The sequence below is a fragment of the Verrucomicrobiia bacterium genome (assembly GCA_035460805.1).
Classification (GTDB): Bacteria; Patescibacteriota; UBA1384; order CAILIB01; family CAILIB01; genus DATHWI01.
This window is the reverse complement of record DATHWI010000114.1, coordinates 1-19,541: the sequence shown is the minus strand read 5'-3', so window position 1 is coordinate 19,541 and position 19,541 is coordinate 1. Positions and strand designations below refer to the sequence as shown.

Annotated in this window: 19 protein-coding genes and 1 tRNA gene; 15 read left to right on the top strand and 5 right to left on the bottom strand. The window is 52.8% G+C overall.

Annotated features, from left to right (window positions below; all coding sequences use genetic code 11):
• The first annotated feature begins 183 nt into the window (after positions 1-183).
• The 6 genes from VLA04_04635 to VLA04_04610 all read left to right on the top strand — a co-directional run bounded on the left by VLA04_04635 (position 184) and on the right by VLA04_04610 (position 5,686).
• The gene (locus tag VLA04_04635; protein ID HSI20951.1) at positions 184-642 is read left to right on the top strand and encodes a hypothetical protein; all 459 of its coding nucleotides are present in this window, start codon (positions 184-186) and stop codon (positions 640-642) included.
• Positions 643-757: 115 nt separating this feature from the next.
• Positions 758-943: a hypothetical protein gene (locus VLA04_04630; GenBank protein HSI20950.1), complete on the top strand. Its 186-nt coding sequence runs from the start codon at positions 758-760 to the stop codon at positions 941-943.
• A 103-nt stretch (positions 944-1,046) separates the two neighbouring features.
• Positions 1,047-1,799 (top strand): NTP transferase domain-containing protein, encoded by a 753-nt coding sequence (locus VLA04_04625; GenBank protein HSI20949.1) that lies wholly within the window; start codon positions 1,047-1,049, stop codon positions 1,797-1,799.
• Positions 1,800-1,830: 31 nt separating this feature from the next.
• The gene (locus tag VLA04_04620) at positions 1,831-3,465 is read left to right on the top strand and encodes a CTP synthase (protein ID HSI20948.1); all 1,635 of its coding nucleotides are present in this window, start codon (positions 1,831-1,833) and stop codon (positions 3,463-3,465) included.
• Between the two features lie 258 nt (positions 3,466-3,723).
• A complete protein-coding gene (locus tag VLA04_04615; protein HSI20947.1) occupies positions 3,724-4,644 on the top strand; it encodes a hypothetical protein in 921 nt (306 codons plus the stop codon).
• A gap of 4 nt (positions 4,645-4,648) precedes the next feature.
• Positions 4,649-5,686: a hypothetical protein gene (locus VLA04_04610; GenBank protein HSI20946.1), complete on the top strand. Its 1,038-nt coding sequence runs from the start codon at positions 4,649-4,651 to the stop codon at positions 5,684-5,686.
• A 40-nt stretch (positions 5,687-5,726) separates the two neighbouring features.
• Here VLA04_04610 and VLA04_04605 read toward each other — a convergent pair whose 3' ends face one another.
• The 5 genes from VLA04_04605 to VLA04_04585 form a co-directional block, all read right to left on the bottom strand.
• Positions 5,727-6,401: an HAD family hydrolase gene (locus VLA04_04605; protein HSI20945.1), complete on the bottom strand. Its 675-nt coding sequence runs from the start codon at positions 6,399-6,401 to the stop codon at positions 5,727-5,729.
• Positions 6,394-6,978, bottom strand: coding sequence for an HD domain-containing protein (locus tag VLA04_04600; GenBank protein HSI20944.1), 585 nt, complete (start codon positions 6,976-6,978; stop codon positions 6,394-6,396). Before VLA04_04600 ends, VLA04_04605 begins: the two co-directional genes overlap by 8 nt.
• Before the next feature lie 2 nt (positions 6,979-6,980).
• On the bottom strand, positions 6,981-8,948 hold the full coding sequence (locus tag VLA04_04595) for a hypothetical protein (GenBank protein HSI20943.1): 1,968 nt from the start codon (positions 8,946-8,948) through the stop codon (positions 6,981-6,983).
• A gap of 153 nt (positions 8,949-9,101) precedes the next feature.
• Positions 9,102-9,187 (bottom strand) — tRNA-Ser (locus VLA04_04590).
• 15 nt (positions 9,188-9,202) lie between these two features.
• Positions 9,203-11,029, bottom strand: a complete 1,827-nt coding sequence (locus tag VLA04_04585; GenBank protein HSI20942.1) for a DUF4012 domain-containing protein — start codon at positions 11,027-11,029, stop codon at positions 9,203-9,205.
• A 93-nt stretch (positions 11,030-11,122) separates the two neighbouring features.
• On the opposite strand from VLA04_04585, the gene VLA04_04580 reads away from it, so the two are divergent.
• From VLA04_04580 to VLA04_04540, 9 genes are all read left to right on the top strand, one after another.
• Positions 11,123-11,710 carry a YdcF family protein gene (locus VLA04_04580; protein ID HSI20941.1) on the top strand — a complete coding sequence of 196 codons (588 nt, stop codon included), beginning with the start codon at positions 11,123-11,125 and terminating at the stop codon, positions 11,708-11,710.
• 63 nt (positions 11,711-11,773) lie between these two features.
• A complete protein-coding gene (locus VLA04_04575; protein HSI20940.1) occupies positions 11,774-12,385 on the top strand; it encodes a YdcF family protein in 612 nt (203 codons plus the stop codon).
• 25 nt (positions 12,386-12,410) lie between these two features.
• Positions 12,411-13,382: a UDP-glucose 4-epimerase GalE gene (galE, locus tag VLA04_04570; GenBank protein ID HSI20939.1), complete on the top strand. Its 972-nt coding sequence runs from the start codon at positions 12,411-12,413 to the stop codon at positions 13,380-13,382.
• Between the two features lie 105 nt (positions 13,383-13,487).
• Positions 13,488-14,219: a glycosyltransferase family 2 protein gene (locus tag VLA04_04565; protein HSI20938.1), complete on the top strand. Its 732-nt coding sequence runs from the start codon at positions 13,488-13,490 to the stop codon at positions 14,217-14,219.
• Between the two features lies 1 nt (position 14,220).
• Positions 14,221-14,568, top strand: coding sequence for a DUF2304 domain-containing protein (locus tag VLA04_04560; GenBank protein ID HSI20937.1), 348 nt, complete (start codon positions 14,221-14,223; stop codon positions 14,566-14,568).
• A gap of 35 nt (positions 14,569-14,603) precedes the next feature.
• Positions 14,604-15,731: a glycosyltransferase family 4 protein gene (locus tag VLA04_04555; GenBank protein HSI20936.1), complete on the top strand. Its 1,128-nt coding sequence runs from the start codon at positions 14,604-14,606 to the stop codon at positions 15,729-15,731.
• Positions 15,728-17,770: a hypothetical protein gene (locus VLA04_04550; GenBank protein HSI20935.1), complete on the top strand. Its 2,043-nt coding sequence runs from the start codon at positions 15,728-15,730 to the stop codon at positions 17,768-17,770. Before VLA04_04555 ends, VLA04_04550 begins: the two co-directional genes overlap by 4 nt.
• Entirely contained in the window at positions 17,770-19,092 is a 1,323-nt protein-coding gene (locus VLA04_04545; protein HSI20934.1) for a hypothetical protein, read from the top strand. Before VLA04_04550 ends, VLA04_04545 begins: the two co-directional genes overlap by 1 nt.
• Positions 19,089-19,541 (top strand): hypothetical protein (locus VLA04_04540; GenBank protein HSI20933.1); only part of this gene is annotated, 453 nt, incomplete at its 3' end. The genes VLA04_04545 and VLA04_04540, both read left to right, overlap by 4 nt.

The following is a 19,541-nucleotide window of genomic DNA, read 5'->3' as shown; positions in this document are numbered from 1 at the left end:
ATAAGGAGTAGCTTGCGGGTACCGCCCTTATTAGAAAGGATGCCAACCCGTTCAGGTTGTTCCCACTGCGCAATTACTGCCTCGGCTGTTTGCGGTTCCATACAAACAGTATACCCCCAGTGCCTAGATCTGGACAAAATCATCATTCTGTGCTATAGTCACGGGCGAAAAGGTTGGTGATATATGGACTTTCAAATAAACAAGGAACGAGCAATCGACGGCTTGGTCATCAGCCTTTCCAAGGCTGCTGGCGTGAAGCACGGTATGCGTGCACTTCTTTCGGATGTAATTCCCACAGAGGCGCATCAGCTCAAGCTGGCGACATACGTGTCGGCGGGGTTCAGACAGTTGGACAGGAGGACTCGTGAAATGCGAGCAAAGGAAATCCTTTCCTTCCTCAGGTTCCTACGGTCTACGGACACTACAATTGGTCCCAAGGACCAACTCGACCTCACGCAGCGTCGGCTTAAGAGCATCCCACTCCCTGTTCAGGAGGTAATCCGCCAAGACCTCGCTCGGGGCACGCTTCTAACGCCAGATGACTTCAAGCAGTTCATTACCTGGCACGACGAGTTTGTTGCCCTCTTATCGGAGGCAATAAGCCCGGCGGAAGCCCAAAGCCCGTGGTGGGCAGGCTGCTAGTTTCAGTATCAGACCGGTCACAACAGTGGCCGGTTTTTTCATACCCAAAGCCTTGTCAAAATGCCCCAGTCGTCGTATAGTGGCGGCACTTGAGTATGTAACCCAGGAGGTTGCCATGTCACAAGGAGACAAGTCCAAATATACGGACAAACAGAAACGCAAGGCCGAGCATATCGAAAAAAGCTATGAGCAGCGTGGAATCTCCCGCGACGAGGCAGAGGCACGCGCTTGGGCTACAGTAAATAAACAAGATGGCGGTGGCAAAAAGAGTGGGTCAGGCAGGAAGGGGAAACGGCATTAATGATTCCTTTTCATACCTAATCCCGCAAAGGAGCCTCTAAGGGCTCCTTTGCTTTTGGGTGAAATCGTTTTATCATTTTTCTCTACGAGATTAGCCCTTCCCGATGCAGCACTCCCTCCCATCCCTACCGAATTGGACGCTTGTCATTCTCGCGGCAGGCAAAGGGTCGCGGTTGGGAAAGCCAGTGCCCAAGCCTCTCGTGGAAGTGGGTGGGAAACCACTCATGCAGCCAATTGTGGAAACCGGTTTGGCAATGGGTTTTCACAGGGTGGTCGTGGTAATCAGCGAGCATACTGCGCAGATTAAAGACCACTTCAGCCATCTTCCCCTTGTGTATGTAACCGCAGAGCCAAAGGGCACAGGTTATGCAGTGGCAAAAGCACTGGAGCACGTTGAGACCCCCTACTTTATTGTCAGTGGGGCGGATGACAGTTATTTCTACACCAAAGAGATGCTGACGGGGCTTGTCCAGTTCCATGAAAAAGAAAACATCCCCCTTACTATGGGGTACTGCGTCACCCATTCTACCCATGCAGCAGAGGTGCCTGAGCACAGGGGAGGGAGGATTACCCGTATCCGCCAGGACCAAGAGGCCTTTCAGACACCCCCGCCTAAGGATATTCCAGCCGGCCTCTATGCGGGCAAGACTGAATGGGTGAAGGAGGCGCTTACGCAGGTTGGTGAAGATGCCCGCTACAAAGGCGAGGTCCCGCTTCCGGGCATAGTCCATGTGGGGTTGGCACAGGGAGACGAGATTGGCGCGTTTAAAGTCCCTGAAGAGCAGTGGCATGGGGTAAATACGCCCGAAGAGCTTGCCAAAGCGGAAGAAAAGGCCCAACGGTTGGCGGGTAATTGAACGTGTTTGCCCCACTTGATATGCTGTTTTGGTGAAGCAAAGACCATTCCGAACAATTATCGTTACTGGTGGGATCGTTTCTGGCATCGGCAAAGGAATAACGGCGGCCTCTCTTGGTCGCCTTTTACAAAACCGCGGTTTTTCAGTAGCCCCACTAAAAGCAGACCCGTACTTGAACGAGGATGCGGGGACTATGAACCCTTTCCAGCATGGCGAAGTGTTTGTGACGGAAGATGGTGCGGAAACCGACCTGGACCTAGGGCACTATGAGCGCTTTCTCAATGTAAACGCTTCCAAGTATTCCAACTTTACGAGCGGGGCAGTATACCGCGCCGTAATGGAGCAGGAGCGTGAGGGGAATTACTTAGGCAAGACCATCCAGATCATCCCGCATGTTACCGATGAGATTAAGCGACGGGTACGTGTCGCTGGCGAAGTATCAAAAGTAGACTTCCTAACGGTAGAGATTGGTGGGACGGTAGGTGATATTGAAGCGTTACCGTTTATTGAAGCGTTGCGGCAGTTCCGGGAAGAGGAGCGGGAACGGACAGCGGTTGTCCATGTGGTAAAGGTGGACTACATTTACCCTTCTGACGAGTCCAAGACCAAGCCAATCCAACACTCTGTTGCCACCCTTAGAAGCTATGGGTTGCAGCCAGACGTGCTGGTTGTCCGCTGTAAGCGTCCTTTGGAAGAGGGTACACGGGAAAAGTTGAGTATGTTTACTGGTGTGGCACCGGACCGGATCATTGAAGCGGCAGACGCCGATTCCCTGTATGCCATCCCAGAAAACATGGAAAAAGCTGGCTTTGCCAAAGCCATCCTTTCGTATTTCCGGATGCGCCCAAAGCACGAACCTAACGGTGCGGCTGAACGGTGGCACGCTATGCGTGAGAAAGAACGGAAGTCTACAGGTGTGGTCCGCATAGGGATGGTGGGCAAGTACGTACAAAACCCTGACGCCTACCTCTCAGTGATCGAGGCCATCCGGCATGCGGCCATCCACCACAAGGTGAAGGCGGAGATTGTGGCAATTGATGCCGAAGAAAAAGGGATGACCAGGCGCCTTAAAGAAGTAGATGCCCTCATTGTCCCAGGCGGTTTTGGTGGGCGCGGAGTAGAAGGCAAGATTGCGGCGGTAAAGTATGCCCGCGAGAACAACTTGCCGTTCTTAGGCATTTGCTTAGGCCTTCAGATGGCAGTGGTAGAGTTTGCCCGCAACGCCGGCCTAAAAGGTGCCAACAGCGTGGAATTTGATGAGAAAGCGCCTCATCCTGTGGTTGCGTTCATTCCCGGGCAAGAGCTCATTCGGAGGAAAGGCGGGACTATGCGCCTGGGGAGTTACCGTACCGAACTGAAGCCAGGAAGCTTGGCCGCGGCAGTATATAAGGAATACCGGCCTGATGAGCTGGTAGATGGCGGAGTGACCGAGCGTCACCGGCATCGCTATGAAGTAAACCCGGAGTATCATGCTGCTTTGGAAGAGGCAGGAATGGTGCTATCCGGCATGCTGCCAGAGCAGAACTTGGTAGAGTTTATTGAACTGCCCCGCTCTGTGCACCCTTATTTTATTGCAACGCAGGCCCACCCAGAATTCAGAAGTAGGCCGGAAATCCCTCATCCCTTGTTTGCAGGCCTTGTGAAGGCTGCGAAAAACAAGCTCTAGAAAGTGTTTTTCTGAGATTAGTCAATTGACGGCTACAGGAGTAGCTGGTATATTCACGGCGCAACTTGACGCATTCCGTTGGAAGCGAATTTTGACAAATCGAGGTGTTATCCAATGAGTTTCTTGCGCGTAACCCGCGCTTCAACCGTGCCAGGAAGAAAAAGGCTTGTTCCAGGCCGTTCAACACGTCCGCAACGCGGCGTTTGGACACGACTATGACGATCTGCCCCCTAGTGGGCGCCAAAGGAGGAAAATAAAATGCCCGAAGGCGGGGATTACGACAGGGGACCATGGGACGGGCACGATTTCGATGCCGCCCGTAAGGTCTACAAAACCCATGCAGGTCGCAGTTATGGGGCGGCGCTCAAAGCAAATGTTTCACACGCTGACCTGCTGCCGCCAGTGCTCCGGACAATGTCACGGTCGCCCTTGGTGATCTGGACAGACGTTACCGGGTCCATGGGCAAGTGGCCGGAGACAATTTTCTCCAAGTTACCGTACCTCGATCACGAGTGCCGGGTGTACTTGGGCGACGATACGGAGATCTGCTTTGGGGCCACTGGTGACGCCCCTTGTGGTGACCACTACCCAATCCAGGCGCAGCCGTTTGCCAAAGGCACCGAGCTCGCAGAGCGGCTCAAGGGCCTCGTTATCGAAGGCGGCGGCGGGGATACGGACCAGGAGAGCTATGAGCTCGCTGCCCTGTACCTGGCCCGCAATGTGGAGATGCCGAATGCCAGCCGGCCCGTCCTGATCATTATTGGGGACGAGGGCTTCTACGAAGTGATTGACCCCAAAGTGGCGGACAGCGTGTGTCACGTGAAGATTCAAAAAAGGCTTATGGCCAAGGATGTCTTTGCGGAACTCATGCTCAAGTACTCGGTGTACTTGATCCGGAAGCCTTACGGCAGTTCCGGTGACAACGGTCCAAGTGCTGAGGATCGCCAGATCCACAGGCAGTGGGCCGATGTGCTGACGGAGGACCGCATCTGCATGCTGCCCAACGCCGACAGGGTGGTGGATGTCATCTTCGGCATCCTTGCCAAGGAAACGAGCCGGTATCCAGACTTCCAGAAGGAAATCGAAGGCAGGCAAACCCCCCAGCAAGTGAACACCGTTTACGAATCGCTTGCCACCATTCATCGCTCACAGGTCCCTAAGCTGACGACCAAGTTGTAGGCTAATGGTGACCACTAAACCCCACATAAAGCAGCGTGGGGAGGGGCTGGGACAACTGTTCTCACGCCTCTTCCCAAAAGCTGGGTTTGAACGTGAGCCGTCACAGCGGCTCCCGCTCGACCTCTTCGTAACGCTCTGGCCAAGCTTTACCCACTTCCCCCAGTTTCTGAGCGATGACCGGGTGCAGGGGATTAGGTTGAACAGTGCCATGACCGGCCTCGATGAGCTGGATCAAGAGCTTGAGAGTATTCGAAAGCTCAGTCCACGCGAACGTAACAGTCTGTACTTTGACGTCAAAGGGCGTCAGCTGCGGATAACGGAAGTGCACGATAACTTCCCGGTGGACTTCCAGCTTAGGTTGAACCATCCCATCAGCGTAAACACGCCGACGGATGTGCTCTTCAAAGCTGGAGCCGATGAGGCAACGCTAGTGGCCCTTGAGGAGGATGGACACAAGCTTGTTTTTAAAACGGGTCCCCGGTTTAGGTTGAGGCCGGGCGAATCCATCTGCATCCGCGATTCGTCCCTCCGTGTCCGCGGCCAGCTTTTCACGGACGTGGAGTTACAAAAGATCGAAAAGGTCAGGAAGGCCGGTTTCAAACGGTACTTCCTTTCCTACGTGGAATCGCAGCGCGACGTTGACCAGTTCCTGGAACTGGTTGGCCGCGACAGCGAGATTCAACTTAAGATTGAAAGCAAGGCTGGGCTCCAGTATGTTGCTAACAGTTTTAAGAAAGCCGACAACCTTTCGCTGGTTGCTGCCCGCGGCGACCTCTACGTTGAGGTTGACCGCCCGCACGACATCCTCCCCGCACTCAAGCTGATTGCGGAGAAAGACCCGGACGCCATTGCGGCATCCCGGTTACTTCTCTCGGTTGTGGCCGAACCCGTTCCCTCCTGCTCAGACTTCTGTGAGCTGGCCTGGTTACGGGATATCGGTTACCGCCGCATGATGCTCTGTGACGACCTTTGCCTTAAAGGCGAACTGTTGGACGTCGCGGTTTCCGCGTTTGATGAATTCCGGACCAGCTACGCAGCATAGTCCGGTTTCACACCCCTCACCATCCGGTGAGGGGCTTTTTTTATTCCATCTCTCTAAGTAACTGCGGCAGGTCGGTAACGCGGCCAATAATATGGTTCACACCAAGTTGCAATGCTTCTTCTCGGTTAAGCACGCCAGTGAGTACGACTACAGGGGTAACACCTGCGGCTTGTGCCATATGCACGTCCCCGTGGCCGTCACCCACCATGAGTGTTTCTTCCGGAGATGCTCCCTGGGCTTTCATGATGTGAAGAAGCATATCTGGATGGGGTTTGCCGCGCATATCGGCAGGTGGATCTTCACTGCAGACAACTTGGTCAAATACGTTAGGAACAGAAAACTGCGGAAAGATTACCTGGCGTAGGGTTATGGGATTACTTCCTGAGGCAACGGCCAATGTGTATTTTTGTGCCAGGCTGGTGAGGAGTTCACGTCCACCTTCGATAAAAGTGAGGTGGCGGGTAAAAGCTTCTGTGGTGATGATGCTCTCATAGTGAGCCACTGCCTGATCCACAAGGTGAGGGTGGTCCGGAAGCAAGTCTGTTACTTCGTCGTGCACCGGATGTCCCCACTTAGGTAGGACTCGAGAGCGTACAATTTCCAAGTCTAAATCGATGCCCACCGAGGCGGCTGCCTCTTGATAACAGTGAAAATACCCCTGTTGGGACCCAAGGGTAAAGACATCGTCCCAATCAAAGACAATGAGGTTAGTCATGAGCACCAAAGAGTTCAGGCTTTGTTTGAAGAAGCTCTATGAGTGCGGGGTAGTACTCATTCACCGCGGGTGAGATCCCTACTTTGGCTGTCTTTTCCTGGATAACCCGCCCGATGGACACCTTGTCCATTTTCCAGGAACGGCCACCATCCAGGTAGTTATTTATGATGGGGAGCAGCTTGTCCAGGGCGTACACAAACTTGCTCTCTTCAGTGGCGCGCTCCTTGTATTCATTGAGAAGGGGCTCAAGCGAGGTAAACCCCGGGAACTGTTTTTTGAGCTGCTGAACCGCTTCTTTCTCATCTTCGTCCTTGGAGCCGGTTTTCTCTTGGAATACCGGGCTGTCCCCTGCGTATACCTCTACTAGGTCATGGGTGAGGGCCAGTTCAACTATCCTGATTCGGTTGAGTGGGAGGTTGTCCGATTCAATGAGGTACCAGCCGGTAAGGGCTAATTGGAAACTATGTTCCGCGTCATTTTCATGCCTCTCTTCACCCTGGGCAAAAATGCTCCGTTGGATGCGCTGGAACTCATGGGTAAAGGCCACGAACTCGATAAGGTGGGGAAGATGGGGCATGGTTACTTTGAAACCGTTATGGCGTCAAAGTCTAGCACGTAGTCACCGTACACAAACATGCGGAATTCGCCCGGGAGATTAAGGCGCTTGCGCTGTACTTTCAAGGTGTAAGGTGCGAAGCCATTCTGGGCCTTAAGTTCCCCAAGGGTGACATTGCGTTCGGAGCGCTCACCAGCTGGGTAGGATGAGAACTCGATCTTTGCCACTACGTCACTGTCCTGTGCATCGGCAGGCGTACTGGCAAGGCGGAGGATGAAGTCTGCCGTAAGCGTCCCTAGTGGCAACTGACGATAGCATCCCCATATCTCTGGTTCTGTTGTGGTGTGCTTTACCGTAATGTACTGGCCACCTTTTGCTGAAGGATCGTTTTTGGCGGTAGTTGGGCTATAGGTCTCTCCCTCAATAGTAAACGGCCACTTGGGAGCGGTATTGCGGTAAATGATGGTGGACTCGGATGGTCCAAAGCGCCCGGCAACTTCCCAGGGAGCTGCATTCAAAATAGCTAGGTCACGTTCTTTCACATACGGCGGCTGGTACACGCTCATTGCCCATTCCGTATTCTGAACCATGGCATCTTGGCAGATAGGGTCGTTGTTTCCGTTAAGGATGTGGAGCTCGCGTCCCTGTCCAGCTTCCCGGATGAGGAAGGTGTTGCCATCGTGCCAGGTAAGGACACGGTCGCCCGGACCTAGGTGCTCTGCCAAGTACGCAGAAGCCTGGCGCTGGCCAGTTTCACCATCGCGCCAGCCATGCGTTTCACTTTTCTGTACTGCCTGGACTTGGGTGGTAATGAGGAAGAGGGAAAGGACTCCCGCAGCAATGTGTTTCAGCGGCCAACCCTTCAGGTAGTCCGCAACGGTCAGGACAAGGAGGCCGCTTGCCAATGCCATCGGCAAATAAATCGGCATAAGGTACTGCGGCACTTGGGGGGTGACACCGGAGAAGAGGAAGTACGTAGCAAATACCCAGGAAACAAGGAGCCAACTCAGGGGCGATCGGCGGATGATAAGAAGTGCTACGGGTGCCATCCATAGAATCCAACTTAGAAAAGGCATGTTACGGAAGTCCCTTAAGTAGAACTCGCGGTTGTTCCATACGGTGTGTACGAACGAAGCAGCGCCGTGTTCGCCAGTTATGCCCTCAGTTTGCTTAGTGTGGAAGGTGACAATATTGAAATCAAAACGCCACTGCTGCAGGTAGCTGAAGGCGGCAAGGGCGGCAAAGGAACAGGCAGCAAAGAGGATGAATTCCCACTTTAGGTATTTTTTCCATAGCTGATGGCGGGGGAAGAGAATGAGGGAAGAAACGGCAAAGAAGCCTAGTGTGGCCCAGATTACCCCAACGGCGATCAACTTGGTGAGGGTACCTGCCATGCAGACCAGGGAGATGACCACAATCCACTTCCAGGTACGGGGGAGCAAGCCCATCGCGTACAGGTAGAGAAGCATGATAATGGCGCCTGAACCCACAAGTAGCGGCACCTCAAGGATGATGAGATGGCTGTAGATAAGGTAGAGCGGGGAGGTGGCCAGGAGGGCCGCGGGGATGAGCGCGCCAAAGCGGCGGTTGTCCACCTTGATAATGAACCAGAAGGTGAGAAGGATGCCGGCTGCATAGAAGAGGAGCGTGGTAGCACGGAACACTTCTACCGTAGGGCCAAAGATAGCACCAAGTACACCGGCTACAACCGTCCAGGTTGGGGTGTACATCATCACACCGTTGAAGCCTTCACGGAACAGGGCGCCCGACTGGTTGCCCAGGAAGTTATCCATGAAGAGCGAGCGGATTTTTTCACTGAAAAGGATGCCGGCACTGCCTCGGAAACCTTCGTCAAAGGAGATAATGGCTGCTGGCGAGTGGGTGAGTGCCAGGTAGAGGGAAAGGGCGAGAGTGCTTGAAATGGCGATGATCCATGCCCATGTGAGGCCGGAGAAGCGCTTTGGGTTGAGTTTTTGGAGGAGGGGTTTCATGGGAGAAATGTAATGTCTTTCCAGACTAGCATTTCCTAAAAGAAAAGAGACCCATGTACAGGATCTCTTTTCTTTTGGCGGAAGGGGTGGGATGACGCTCCTTACTTCGTTCGTCACTAACGCAAAAGCCCACCTGGCGGTGGACTTTCACGTTGGCGGAAGGGGTGGGATTCGAACCCACGGGGCTTTCACCCGACGGTTTTCAAGACCGTTGCATTAGACCACTCTGCCACCCTTCCCAAACTCATCAGATCCTACCAGATTCTCCAGCGTTTCTCCAGGTCTACGTTGCCTGTCACTGACCCCTTGAATCGAAAGGCTTCAAGCGACTCATTCCGTGAGCCAGCTTGCTTCAAATAGGTGAAGGGTTGCGAGGAAATGTCGTCAGGCAATCGGTACTTTAGAGTGAACTCCGTCTTTTCCCCTACGGAGGTAGTAGACCAAAAACCAACCTTAACCCACGACTCCTCACTTTTTACCTCCCCGCCCCAGTGGCTGTCGGTCAGTCCCAATTCCGCTTGTATAGATTCGGGTAGGAGATTCTCGCCGCCCTTACCCTTAGGGACTTCCACTATCTCTGCACTTGGTGGCAGATAGACTTCCGTATAGTTACGGTTGTGATCATCCGGCCAAGTCCCCGTCCCCGTGTGGGTCCTCGTGATGACAATAGTGCGCTCGCGCCCGTGCAACCGTCGTTTTTCAGTCACCTTCACATGTTGGGTGATATTCCGTGATGATTTTTTACCTCCCAAGTTGCTGTGCACAATTTTCATCCAATCGCCCGTTGGGGGTGAGTCCGTGGCAAAAAGTGGCTTGCTAGCCTCGGCCAAGTTGGGGCTTGATGTCCAAAGTTGTAGCGACTTCCGCCCTACGGCACGCGATACCAGGCTGGGAAGTTGGGCTTGGGAACCAGGTGTTTGCTGCAGCTTGGCAAGGAGCACGGGGATGAGATCGCCAATGACGCTTTTAGGTTCTACGGCAATTTTATTTGCTTCGGTATTCCAGTATTCCTTTTCAATGTACGTGGTAAGGGCGGTGCTGACGGAGTCTGCCGTTACCTCTGTGGTGGTTCCGGGCAGCATAACGGGTCCCGTAACAAGGAGGATATCTTCCAAAATACTAAGGTCGGTAAAAAGGATGGCATCGGGGGTTGTCCCAGAAGCTTTACTGTAAAAGTCGGCTACCTGGCTGCCAATCTCTGGTAGAAAGCCCTGTCCGACGTTGCTGTCACGGAACCCCCAAGTAGGAGAGATAGTTTGTAAGTAAGGCGGCGGCGTAATGCGTTCCACTGCTTCAAGTTCACGGTCCAGCTTGTAGATATCCTTACCAAACTGGAACGAGCGGATAATACCGTTACTGGCAGTTAAAACCGCGTAGCTCCCCATGAAGCCGCCGCTCGGCCGCAGCTCGCTATCATTTTGAAAAATGACCAGTACGGTGTGCGGCTCACTGGAGCCCTTGCCCAATGTATTTTGCAGTTCCCGAATAAAGGTTGTCCCACGCGGCAGGCCTTCTGCCAAGACGTGCACCTTGTCTTTCAGGCGCTGTACTTCATCGGCCCGGGAAAAGAATATCCAGCTAGGGAGGCGGGACAGTTCATGATCGGCATGCTCGATGTTTTCCTGAAGTGACGCAAACGCTGCCTCTTGTTCAGTGAAGAGTTTTCCGAGGGCGGCACTATGGGTAGAGACCAGGGCGGAAGGATCGCTCGAAGGCTTGGTTTCTGGATATAAGGAAGCCAATGCCGAGGCGTCTTTCCCTGCCCGGTTCAAATAAATGGCTGCCTTATTAAGGCGAATATACCAACTGAATGGAGGGACAAGGCTGGGGAATTGTGCCGGTTCAGGTATGGCTTGTAGCCCGGCAAATGAGGCATCAAAATCGCGTCCCGCTTCTGCAAAAGTGGCGGAAGCTTGGCGGGGATTGCCCAGGAGTTCGTCCGCCCCTTGCTGTGCTGTGCGTGCACCTTCCAGTAGGCGGGGAGTGGTGGCCACAAGCCCGCCAATAAGCATTGCTGACATGGCAATGCAAACAGTGACAACAGTCCAGATAATGCGGCGGATGGGTCGGCGAAGGCGCATGGCTCCATAGTAGCAGGTTGCCTTTACCTGGTTGACTAACCTGAGTCTATATGCTATAAATCCCCGTGTACTTTGACTTAGGAGGTTAGGGGATTGCGAAACATTCTTTGCATACCTTCCGGTGCGTTTGCCAATGGCGGCGTGGAGGGTTGCACTACGGAAAAGCGGCTACAGGCCGCGCTTGAAAAAAGTAAAGAGATCGACCATCCTGTAACCTTCGTCCCTTCGGGAGGAAAGCTACGGGCCACGTCCATTCAGCCTGACGCCGATGCCGACATCATGTCGTGGTGGCTCGTGGATAACGGCGTGAAGCGCGACCGGGTCTCACCAGAAGACAAGGCGGCGGACACATTTGAGAATATCCGCTTCACCGCAAGGCGAGCCGACGAATTCCTTGAGTACTGGGACCAAGAGCAATGCAAGCTCTGGGTATTCAGTGGCAAGGGTCATCTTCGCCGCTTCAAATGGGGCTTCTGGTGGCTCAACCTATTCCGGATCATACGGCGCAAGAAGCCATTTGTGATGGAATACGAACCTTCCGGGGAAAAAGTTTCGTGGTTCGGTTGGGTTCTAGAGCTGTTGCTCTTCCTGATCGTCCACGTGCCTGACCCGCTTGGATATTGGCACCCGGTTGCACTCATTGGACGGTACAAGCGCCGCGCCAATGGCCGTAAGCCGTGAACCTGAAATTGCTAGGGCCGCTCTTATATGGAGCGGCTCTTTTCTATATCCTTAATAAGCACCATGAAACAAACAGCAGATTTCTATCATGTTCCTTCTGGGGAAATAGTACGTGGCGTTTTAGAGGGGTCTGTCACGGGCGACCGCCTAGAAGTGGCATATGCAAACTGGGAGGCGCAGGGCAGCCGCGCAGTTTTCGTTGTCTCAGGCGGAATGTTACGGCCTGCCCATATTCAGCCTGTTTCTGATGCGCAGCTTATGGCCCAGTTTCTTCGGGAAAGACAGGTTCCAGCTGAGAAAATAATCGTTGAAGATAGGGCGGCTGATACATTTGAGAACATCCGCTTTACCCTTCCCTTGATTGAAAAGTACGCCAAGGCACAAGCTTACGAGCACTGGCGGATTGTGGTATTCAGCAACAAGTTGCACCTCCTCCGCCTGCGCTGGGGCTATTTCTGGCTCAACATAGGAAGGCTTATGCAGAAGATGGTTGGGAGAAAAGTGCCCCTTGTCTCAGTTGCGTATGTTCCTACGGAAGAATTCACAACCAAGTGGGATGCATGCAGGAACTGGTTCCTCTTCCTATTCCTTCACCTTTTAGACCCGCTTGGATACTGGCATCCCGTTGCCTACATTAGCCGGCACATCCGGAGGCAGAACGGTAGTAGGCCGTAAGAGAAGTTGGTAGGCTTATGGGTACATGAACGTACTCGTTACCGGCGGCGCCGGCTTTATTGGATCGCATGTGGCCAAGGCACTTTCCCGCGCAGGGCATGTGCCGGTAGTTTTTGACTCGCTCCACAATGGGAAGCAGGAGGCAGTGCTATGGGGAGAAATGATCAAGGGAGATGTCCGGGATACGGCCCAGCTTTCCGAGGTGATACGCACGAATGGCATCGAGGCGGTAATCCACCTGGCCGGCCTCATTGAAGTGGGGGAATCGGTGAAAGACCCGTTGAGTTTTTACGAAACTAACACGGCGGGATCCCTTTCCGTCGCCCGGGCCATGCTAGCGAATGGGGTGAAGTACCTCGTGTTCTCATCGACGGCGGCCGTATATGGAAGCCCTGTTTCCGAATATTTGAAAGAGGATCACATTACGCAGCCGGTTAATCCGTATGGGTGGTCAAAGCTGGCGGCTGAAAGAATCTTTTTAGAAGCATCAGCTACCGGGGGGCTCCGTGTCGTGCCTCTCCGTTATTTCAATGCCGCCGGCGCAGACCCTGAAGGGGAATTGGGGGAGAACCACAATCCTGAGACACACCTTATACCTCGTGCTTGCCTGGCAGTTAAGGGGGATATCCCTGCCCTTACCGTTTTTGGTGACGATTGGTCCACCCCGGATGGCACCTGTGTCCGGGACTATGTTCATGTCACCGACTTGGCATCTGCACACATTAAGGCCTTGGAGTACTTGGTAAAGGGCGGTGAAAGCCGGCCATTCAACCTAGGTACGGGCAAGGGGTACTCGGTAAGGGAAATCATCGCGGCGGTTTCAGAAGCTGCTCATCTCCCTGTGCCACACGCTTTTGCTGCGCGCAGAGAGGGAGACCCTGCTGTATTGGTGGCTGACTCCGGTGACGCAAAAGCCATTTTGGGTTGGCAGCCTGAACACAGTTCCTTAAAAGAGTTGTGCACAACGGCCTGGAAATGGTTCAGCAGGGTGGAGTAGCTTCTTTGCGAAGGTGTGCCGTGCTAGCAAAAAGTAGCTCTAGATGCTCATTTTGCTTGGTTATTTAACTTGCAAAAGTATCTCGTTTTAACGTACACTGTGATTATGAATATTGTGACAGTGGTTCCTGCATACAACGAAGGAAAAAGAATAGGGGCAGTTCTCAGTCAGTTTCCAACCTCCATCGCGGGACATGAAGTATCTGTGATTGTGGTAGACGATGGCTCAACCGACACGACTTCTCAAGTTGTAAAAGAAATCCGGAATATAAACTCTCGTATCCACTTGCTTCGCCACCGTACCAACCTAGGTAAGGGTGCTGCTGCCAAGACTGGATGTGACGCGGCCTATAAAATGGGCGCTGATGTTATTGTCCTTATGGATGCCGATGGCCAGCATCGGGTTGAGGACCTTGAGGCTATGGTTGCTCCACTTCTTACCGTAGAAGAAGGTTTGGTAGTTGGTTCCCGTCAGCACTCAGGAGAGATGCCGATTATGATGCGCGTGGGCAACAAGGTGCTATCCCATTCATCAAAGATGATGTTTGGCATTCAGGCCCGTGACACCCAGTCCGGCTACCGCGCCTTTACTGCAAAAACGTACCCAAAAATCCGTTGGGTCGCATCGCAATACGCCATGGAAACAGAAATGCTTATCTTGGCCGTCTCCAACAAGATCCCCGTGTTTGAAGTGGGCATCCCTACCATCTACCTTGATAACCATAAAGGGACAACTCCGCTTGATGGCATTCGAATTCTCAACACGCTTTTCAGTTGGAAGTTCCGGATCGTTCAGCAGACACCTGAGGTTGATCATCTTCTTTTAACGCACCGCTAACATGATTGGTATTCAGGTACTGGCGCTTCTCTTCGCGTTAATTCAAGGTTACTTTACCTATCTCCATTTCCGTCGGAACGAGTTTACCCTCCGTGAGTGCTTAGGATGGATGGTAATTTGGATATCCTTTTCGCTTGTTACTCTCTTCCCGCAGGTCTTTGGGGCATTTGCCGATTCCGCAGGGGCAATCCGCGCCTTGGACTTCTTTACCGTCATTGGTTTTATTGTCGTGCTCTCAATCAGCTTCTACACCTACGTCAGCGTAGACAGGCTCCGTAAGAAATTGGAAAAAGCCGTGCGTGACCTGGCACTCCAGGACACACCGGCTAAAAGTGATAAGCGGCGGTAACTGTGCGGATTGCACTCCTTAACCCCACGTTCTTAATGCGCAGGCCAATTGCTGAATTGGCCCAGATACTTGCCGACCAAGGACACGAGGTGACCGTGGTGTGGCCAATGGACAAGAAAAAGAGCGAGGTTAACCAGCTCCATTTCGACAAGCTCCTTAAGGGGAATGACAGCATTACTATCGTTCCCATTTGGTCCAAGGAAATTGGGGCCATCCTTTGGAATGTGCCCACAGATTTCCGGGTGATTTCCAAGCTTTGGAAAGTGGGCCGCACACATGATGTGCTGCAGGTGTGGGCGCCATTTTATCCTACGCCCCTCCTTCCTTTTATGATGAAGCGTGTAGGGCTCATGAAAGCCAAGCTTATTGGGACTTACGACACTATTCCCAGTTATTCGTTCAGCATGGGAAGGATTACCAACAAGCTTTTCCGTACTTTTTTTGCACTCATGACCAAGCCGTTCTTAAACGCGGCTAACCTCACAACGCTCTACAGCGAGCTGCTCGTTCCCCATGCCGTACAGGCGGGTTTTAAGAAGAGTAAGCTTCGAGTTCTACCTACCGGTGTGCATCTTAAGGTGCAGCCAAAGGATGGTGACATACGCGAAGAATTTTCAATCCCGAGCGATGTGCCGATCATTCTTTTCATTGGCCTCATTAACAAGCGCAAGGGCGTTTTCAAGTTATTGGATGTTGCAGAGCAGCTTCGGAAAGAAGGGCATGCTTTTAAGTTGATTGCAGTGGGGAAAGGGCCGGAGCAGGAGCTGTTTAACTCCCTCATTCAAGAGAAGGGCTTGTCCGATGTCTTCCTTGCACCTGGCCGCCGCCAGGACGTGCACAACTTTTACCATGCCGCCCATGCGTTCATACTTCCTGCGGAAGGTGAGGGCCTGCCAGGTGTAGTTATGGAGGCTTTAAGCTATGGTGTACCTGTGGTGGCATCCAATATCCCGTGTATTCCTGACTTAGTACAGAACGGCGTGAATGGCTATTTGGTTGAACCAAGCAACGTGCCTGGTTTTGCCGAAGCGCTGTCCACCATTCTCAAAGATGCAGGGCTACGTGAAAAAATGTCAGTTGCTGCCCGTGAGAACATTGCCGAATGGGATTGGAAAGTCCGTTCCAAAGAAGTAGAGAAACTATACACCGAAGCCCTGTCATGATTTTGCTCCTCCTAGCCCTCCTCCACCTTGCGTTTCTCTTTACCCCACTTACGGTGGTCACCGGTTGGTTGATCTTTTTCTTGCCTGGCGCCCTGCTCCTCAACGGCCCTTACGCTGAGAATTCCCGCAAATTGGATTGGTGGCGTAAGAGTGCGCTGGCACTTTTTCTCTCCATAACGGCCATTAGCTTGGCCTCTACTTTTGGAAGCCTTGTTTCTTCCAATGGCCTGACCCAATCCGGTGCGCGCCTGGGCTATGCAGTGATCCTCTTCATACTTACCGCCCTCTACGTTTTCTCGCGTTGGCGCAGGGGAGAAGGGTTCGCCCTTAAGGGTCTTATTGATTTCCAAGCTATTCGCACTGCACCGCGTTGGCCCATTTGGACACTCCTAGTGGGTTTGATGCTCATAGTCGGGCATATGCTCCTGTACCGCTTTTTGCCTGAAGCAGATGGATACGGCTGGGGGGCTGTACTACGGACAATTGAAGAAACCGGTTCACTTCCCCAAAGCGTTTCAAGGGTGCAGTTTGTGAGTTTTGCACAGACAACCCTTGGCGTACTTCACATCTCCCTTTTTGCTCTCTTTAAGGTTGTACTACCTCTCTTGGTTTGGGTTGCCGCCTGGCTGGTGGGATGCGGTTTGGTTGCGCAGGCTAAACTTCCTGAGTGGCTTAAGTCGGTATGGGCCGGGATGTTCCTAGGCGTACCTGTGCTTATGGTTGAGTTGGTTGTGGGCCGTCCGCAAAGCATTGCAATCATCAGCTACCTGATAGTCCTTTTCGTCCTCTCAGCCCTTCCTAAGGTAAAAACCGTAGACCTTTTTGTCCTCCTTGGTATTGGGGTGGGCTTGGCATTCCGGATGCACGAACTTGTTTCACTCTTACTACCTGTCACCATCGTTGTCGCGCTTTCGGCTTGGTGGCCACTTATTACCAAGAACCCCAAGCGTTCCGCTTTGTACATTGGGGGCTTTGCCCTCCTAGCCCTTGTGGCCATTTGGCCTACCTCGATTGGCGATTACATTAGGACTACTTGGGTCATCTTTACCCTGTCCTTGGCGCGGCACGATTATCGCCTTTGGTTCATCAACAATTACGTCAATACAGATGGCATTGAATTGGGATGGCCCGGTTGGCAGGCTGCCCTCTACTACGCCTACAACATTGGCTTTGCCTTGCCTGCAGCGGCAGTGCTTGCTTGGTGGTCCCGGAGCAAGCAGCGAAGCCCGCTGCCGATGGCGATAGCGTTGGCTGTGGTAATCTTCCTTTCATTTGCCGAACTCTTCCCCCGCATCGGGTACAGTCAGCTTCCTGACCGCGCTTGGATTTTCCTGAGCCTTGCCCTTGTATTGGTACTTCAAGTGAATGCGGAGAGACTTGGTACAGAGCTCCTGAGGCGTGGGCGTGTGTGGACAAGCCTGTTCCTCTTGGCAATCGTGGGTTCCTTGGTGGCTGGCTACTACGTGACCTACGCCAAGCAGGGCAGGGTTACCAATAAGGAATATGAGGCGGTCACTTTCATCCAGGATTCGATTCCAGAGGGCGCCCTTATCATTAGTCAGTCATTAAATGAGCCTCTTGTCCGTTTCTTCGCAGGCCATGGCATGACTAAGCTGCCGGCGTACTTTACGGCACCCACAACCGAAGGCCGCCAAAGCGTGATCTATGCGTTCCGTGACGAATACAATGGGAAAAGTGCCCAGACATTGTCCAGTAATGCGGGCGTTTACCAGGACCAGGCGCTGGCAGCGTTAGCCGTGCCAATCTCTACCACTCAGGACCTCGACTTAACGGCGGCGCGTATTAACGAATATCTTCAGAGGATGCGTCTTTCCCTTATTGCCCGTGAAGAATTGGGCAAGCCAACGGAAGACTTTTACATCCTGTACTCCCGCGACAAGCTTAAGGGCCTAACGGCAACTCGTGCGTGGTGGAGGGAAGAGGCATTCCCCGACTTTCCTGTGGAAGAGATTGCCAAGGAGCCTTACGCGGAGTTAGTTTATACCAACGGCACCGTATACATTTGGAAGGTAAAGTAATGTACGGATCAGTATTGCGTACCGTCATTTTTCCCCTCGTCACGCTTACTACCAAGCGCAAGTTTTGGCGTTCCTATAAGAAGGTGAGAAGTACGGAGCGCCTTTCGGCTGCCCAGTTGGAAGAAATGCAGTGGCAAAAGCTTCAAAAGTTACTGGTGCATTCGTACGAGCATGTCCCATATTATCGGAGCCTTTTCGAAAAAGCCGGTATTACCCCGGCGGATATAACATCGCCAAAGGACTTGGCCAAGCTACCGGTAACCACAAAAGCTGACTTGCGCGCGGCAGGGCTTGAAGCAACGAGCGCGGACAACCACAAGGAGTTTGGCAGCTACATGGATTCCACGAGTGGCTCCACTGGACAGCCTTTCCAGTTTAGGGGCGATGTTGAGGCACGGGACTTAAGTACGGCGTACACGCTCCGCAGTTGGAACTGGGGAGGCTACGCGGTGGGACATCCCTATGTTTCGCTCTGGGGTTTCCATAAGCAGGATACGAGCAATAAGCTCTTCAACCGTCTGATGCGGAACACTTACCTGTCCGCATTTGACCTAGATGATTCGTTTGATGATTTTATTGCTATTATCCGCCAGCGCAAACCCATGCTCATTACGGCCTACACCGCCAGCATGGTGAAGTTTGCCAAGATGATTAAGGACAGAGGGATTACCGATATCACCATTCCCGTGGTTATCCCAACGTCTGAAAATCTCTACGACCATCACCGGGCACTTATTGAAGAAGCTGTGCATGGCAAAGTATACGACCGCTATGGTTCGCGGGAGCTAGGTGCTGTGGCCAGTGAGTGCAGTGAACAAGACGGTCTTCATATCAACATGGAATCCTTCATAGTCGAATACCTTCCAGAAAAGGAGACGAAGAGTAACCGCCTGATCATTACTCATTTGGACAAGTACAGCATGCCCCTCATCCGGTACGATACCGGCGACCTGGGAAAGCCTGGACCTAAGAAGGTCTGTCCTTGCGGCTTGGCCCATCAAAAAATCGCTGCCATTGACGGCAGGGTCACGGATTTCATCACCTTGAAAGATGGCAGTACTGTCCCTTATCTCTTCTTTAACTACTCACTAGAGCAGTACGGTTCAAAAATCCGCCAGTTCCAAATCAGCCAACCTTCTGTAGAAAAAATTGTTGTAAAAGTGGTTGCAACAAAAGAGTTTTCCAAATCAGAGCAAAAAGAGCTCGCCACACTTTTGGAAAAAGGGATGCGTAACATGTGTGTGGTAGAGGTTAAGCCGGTGGAGAAAATTTCCCTGGCCAAATCCGGGAAATTCCAGATCGTGGACAAGAAGGTGTCATGAGTGGGGGCAAAAAGCCACATGTTCTGCACGTCATTACGGGCTTAGAGGTTGGTGGGGCAGAGGCCATGTTGGTAAAGACTTTGCCCAAGTTGACGGGCTATGAGCACACGGTGTGTACCGTTCTTAATGATGGCCCACTGGCCGCCCCGTTACGTGAAGCGGGCATTAGGGTGGTCAATTTGCAAGCAGGTTCCAAAGGACTGTGGCAGGCTGTCCGTGGTTTCCGCTTGCTGGCCAAAGAGAAGCCAGACCTTATGATCAGCTATTTGATCCATGCAGATTTGTTCACCCGTTTCCTTGCGCCTTTGTTTGGCATCAAGCGCAGGGTGGCGTTTATTCGCAACAACCTCATTGGGAGTAAGTACCATAAACTTTTGCTTATGGAGCGCTGGACACAGTGGCTGGTCCAAAGTTACTTTTCCGTGTCACAAAGCGTGGCGGACATGTAT

Coding starts and splice junctions, on each gene's coding strand:
- VLA04_04610 (HSI20946.1), top strand. CDS start 4,649: ATGGTGACCACTAAACCCCACATAAAGCAGCGTGGGGAGGGGCTGGGA.
- VLA04_04545 (HSI20934.1), top strand. CDS start 17,770: ATGTACGGATCAGTATTGCGTACCGTCATTTTTCCCCTCGTCACGCTT.
- VLA04_04550 (HSI20935.1), top strand. CDS start 15,728: ATGATTTTGCTCCTCCTAGCCCTCCTCCACCTTGCGTTTCTCTTTACC.
- VLA04_04595 (HSI20943.1), bottom strand. CDS start 8,948: ATGAAACCCCTCCTCCAAAAACTCAACCCAAAGCGCTTCTCCGGCCTC.
- VLA04_04615 (HSI20947.1), top strand. CDS start 3,724: ATGCCCGAAGGCGGGGATTACGACAGGGGACCATGGGACGGGCACGAT.
- galE (HSI20939.1), top strand. CDS start 12,411: ATGAACGTACTCGTTACCGGCGGCGCCGGCTTTATTGGATCGCATGTG.
- VLA04_04585 (HSI20942.1), bottom strand. CDS start 11,029: ATGCGCCTTCGCCGACCCATCCGCCGCATTATCTGGACTGTTGTCACT.
- VLA04_04600 (HSI20944.1), bottom strand. CDS start 6,978: ATGCCCCATCTTCCCCACCTTATCGAGTTCGTGGCCTTTACCCATGAG.
- VLA04_04605 (HSI20945.1), bottom strand. CDS start 6,401: ATGACTAACCTCATTGTCTTTGATTGGGACGATGTCTTTACCCTTGGG.
- VLA04_04635 (HSI20951.1), top strand. CDS start 184: ATGGACTTTCAAATAAACAAGGAACGAGCAATCGACGGCTTGGTCATC.
- VLA04_04575 (HSI20940.1), top strand. CDS start 11,774: ATGAAACAAACAGCAGATTTCTATCATGTTCCTTCTGGGGAAATAGTA.
- VLA04_04630 (HSI20950.1), top strand. CDS start 758: ATGTCACAAGGAGACAAGTCCAAATATACGGACAAACAGAAACGCAAG.
- VLA04_04555 (HSI20936.1), top strand. CDS start 14,604: ATGCGCAGGCCAATTGCTGAATTGGCCCAGATACTTGCCGACCAAGGA.
- VLA04_04560 (HSI20937.1), top strand. CDS start 14,221: ATGATTGGTATTCAGGTACTGGCGCTTCTCTTCGCGTTAATTCAAGGT.
- VLA04_04625 (HSI20949.1), top strand. CDS start 1,047: ATGCAGCACTCCCTCCCATCCCTACCGAATTGGACGCTTGTCATTCTC.
- VLA04_04565 (HSI20938.1), top strand. CDS start 13,488: ATGAATATTGTGACAGTGGTTCCTGCATACAACGAAGGAAAAAGAATA.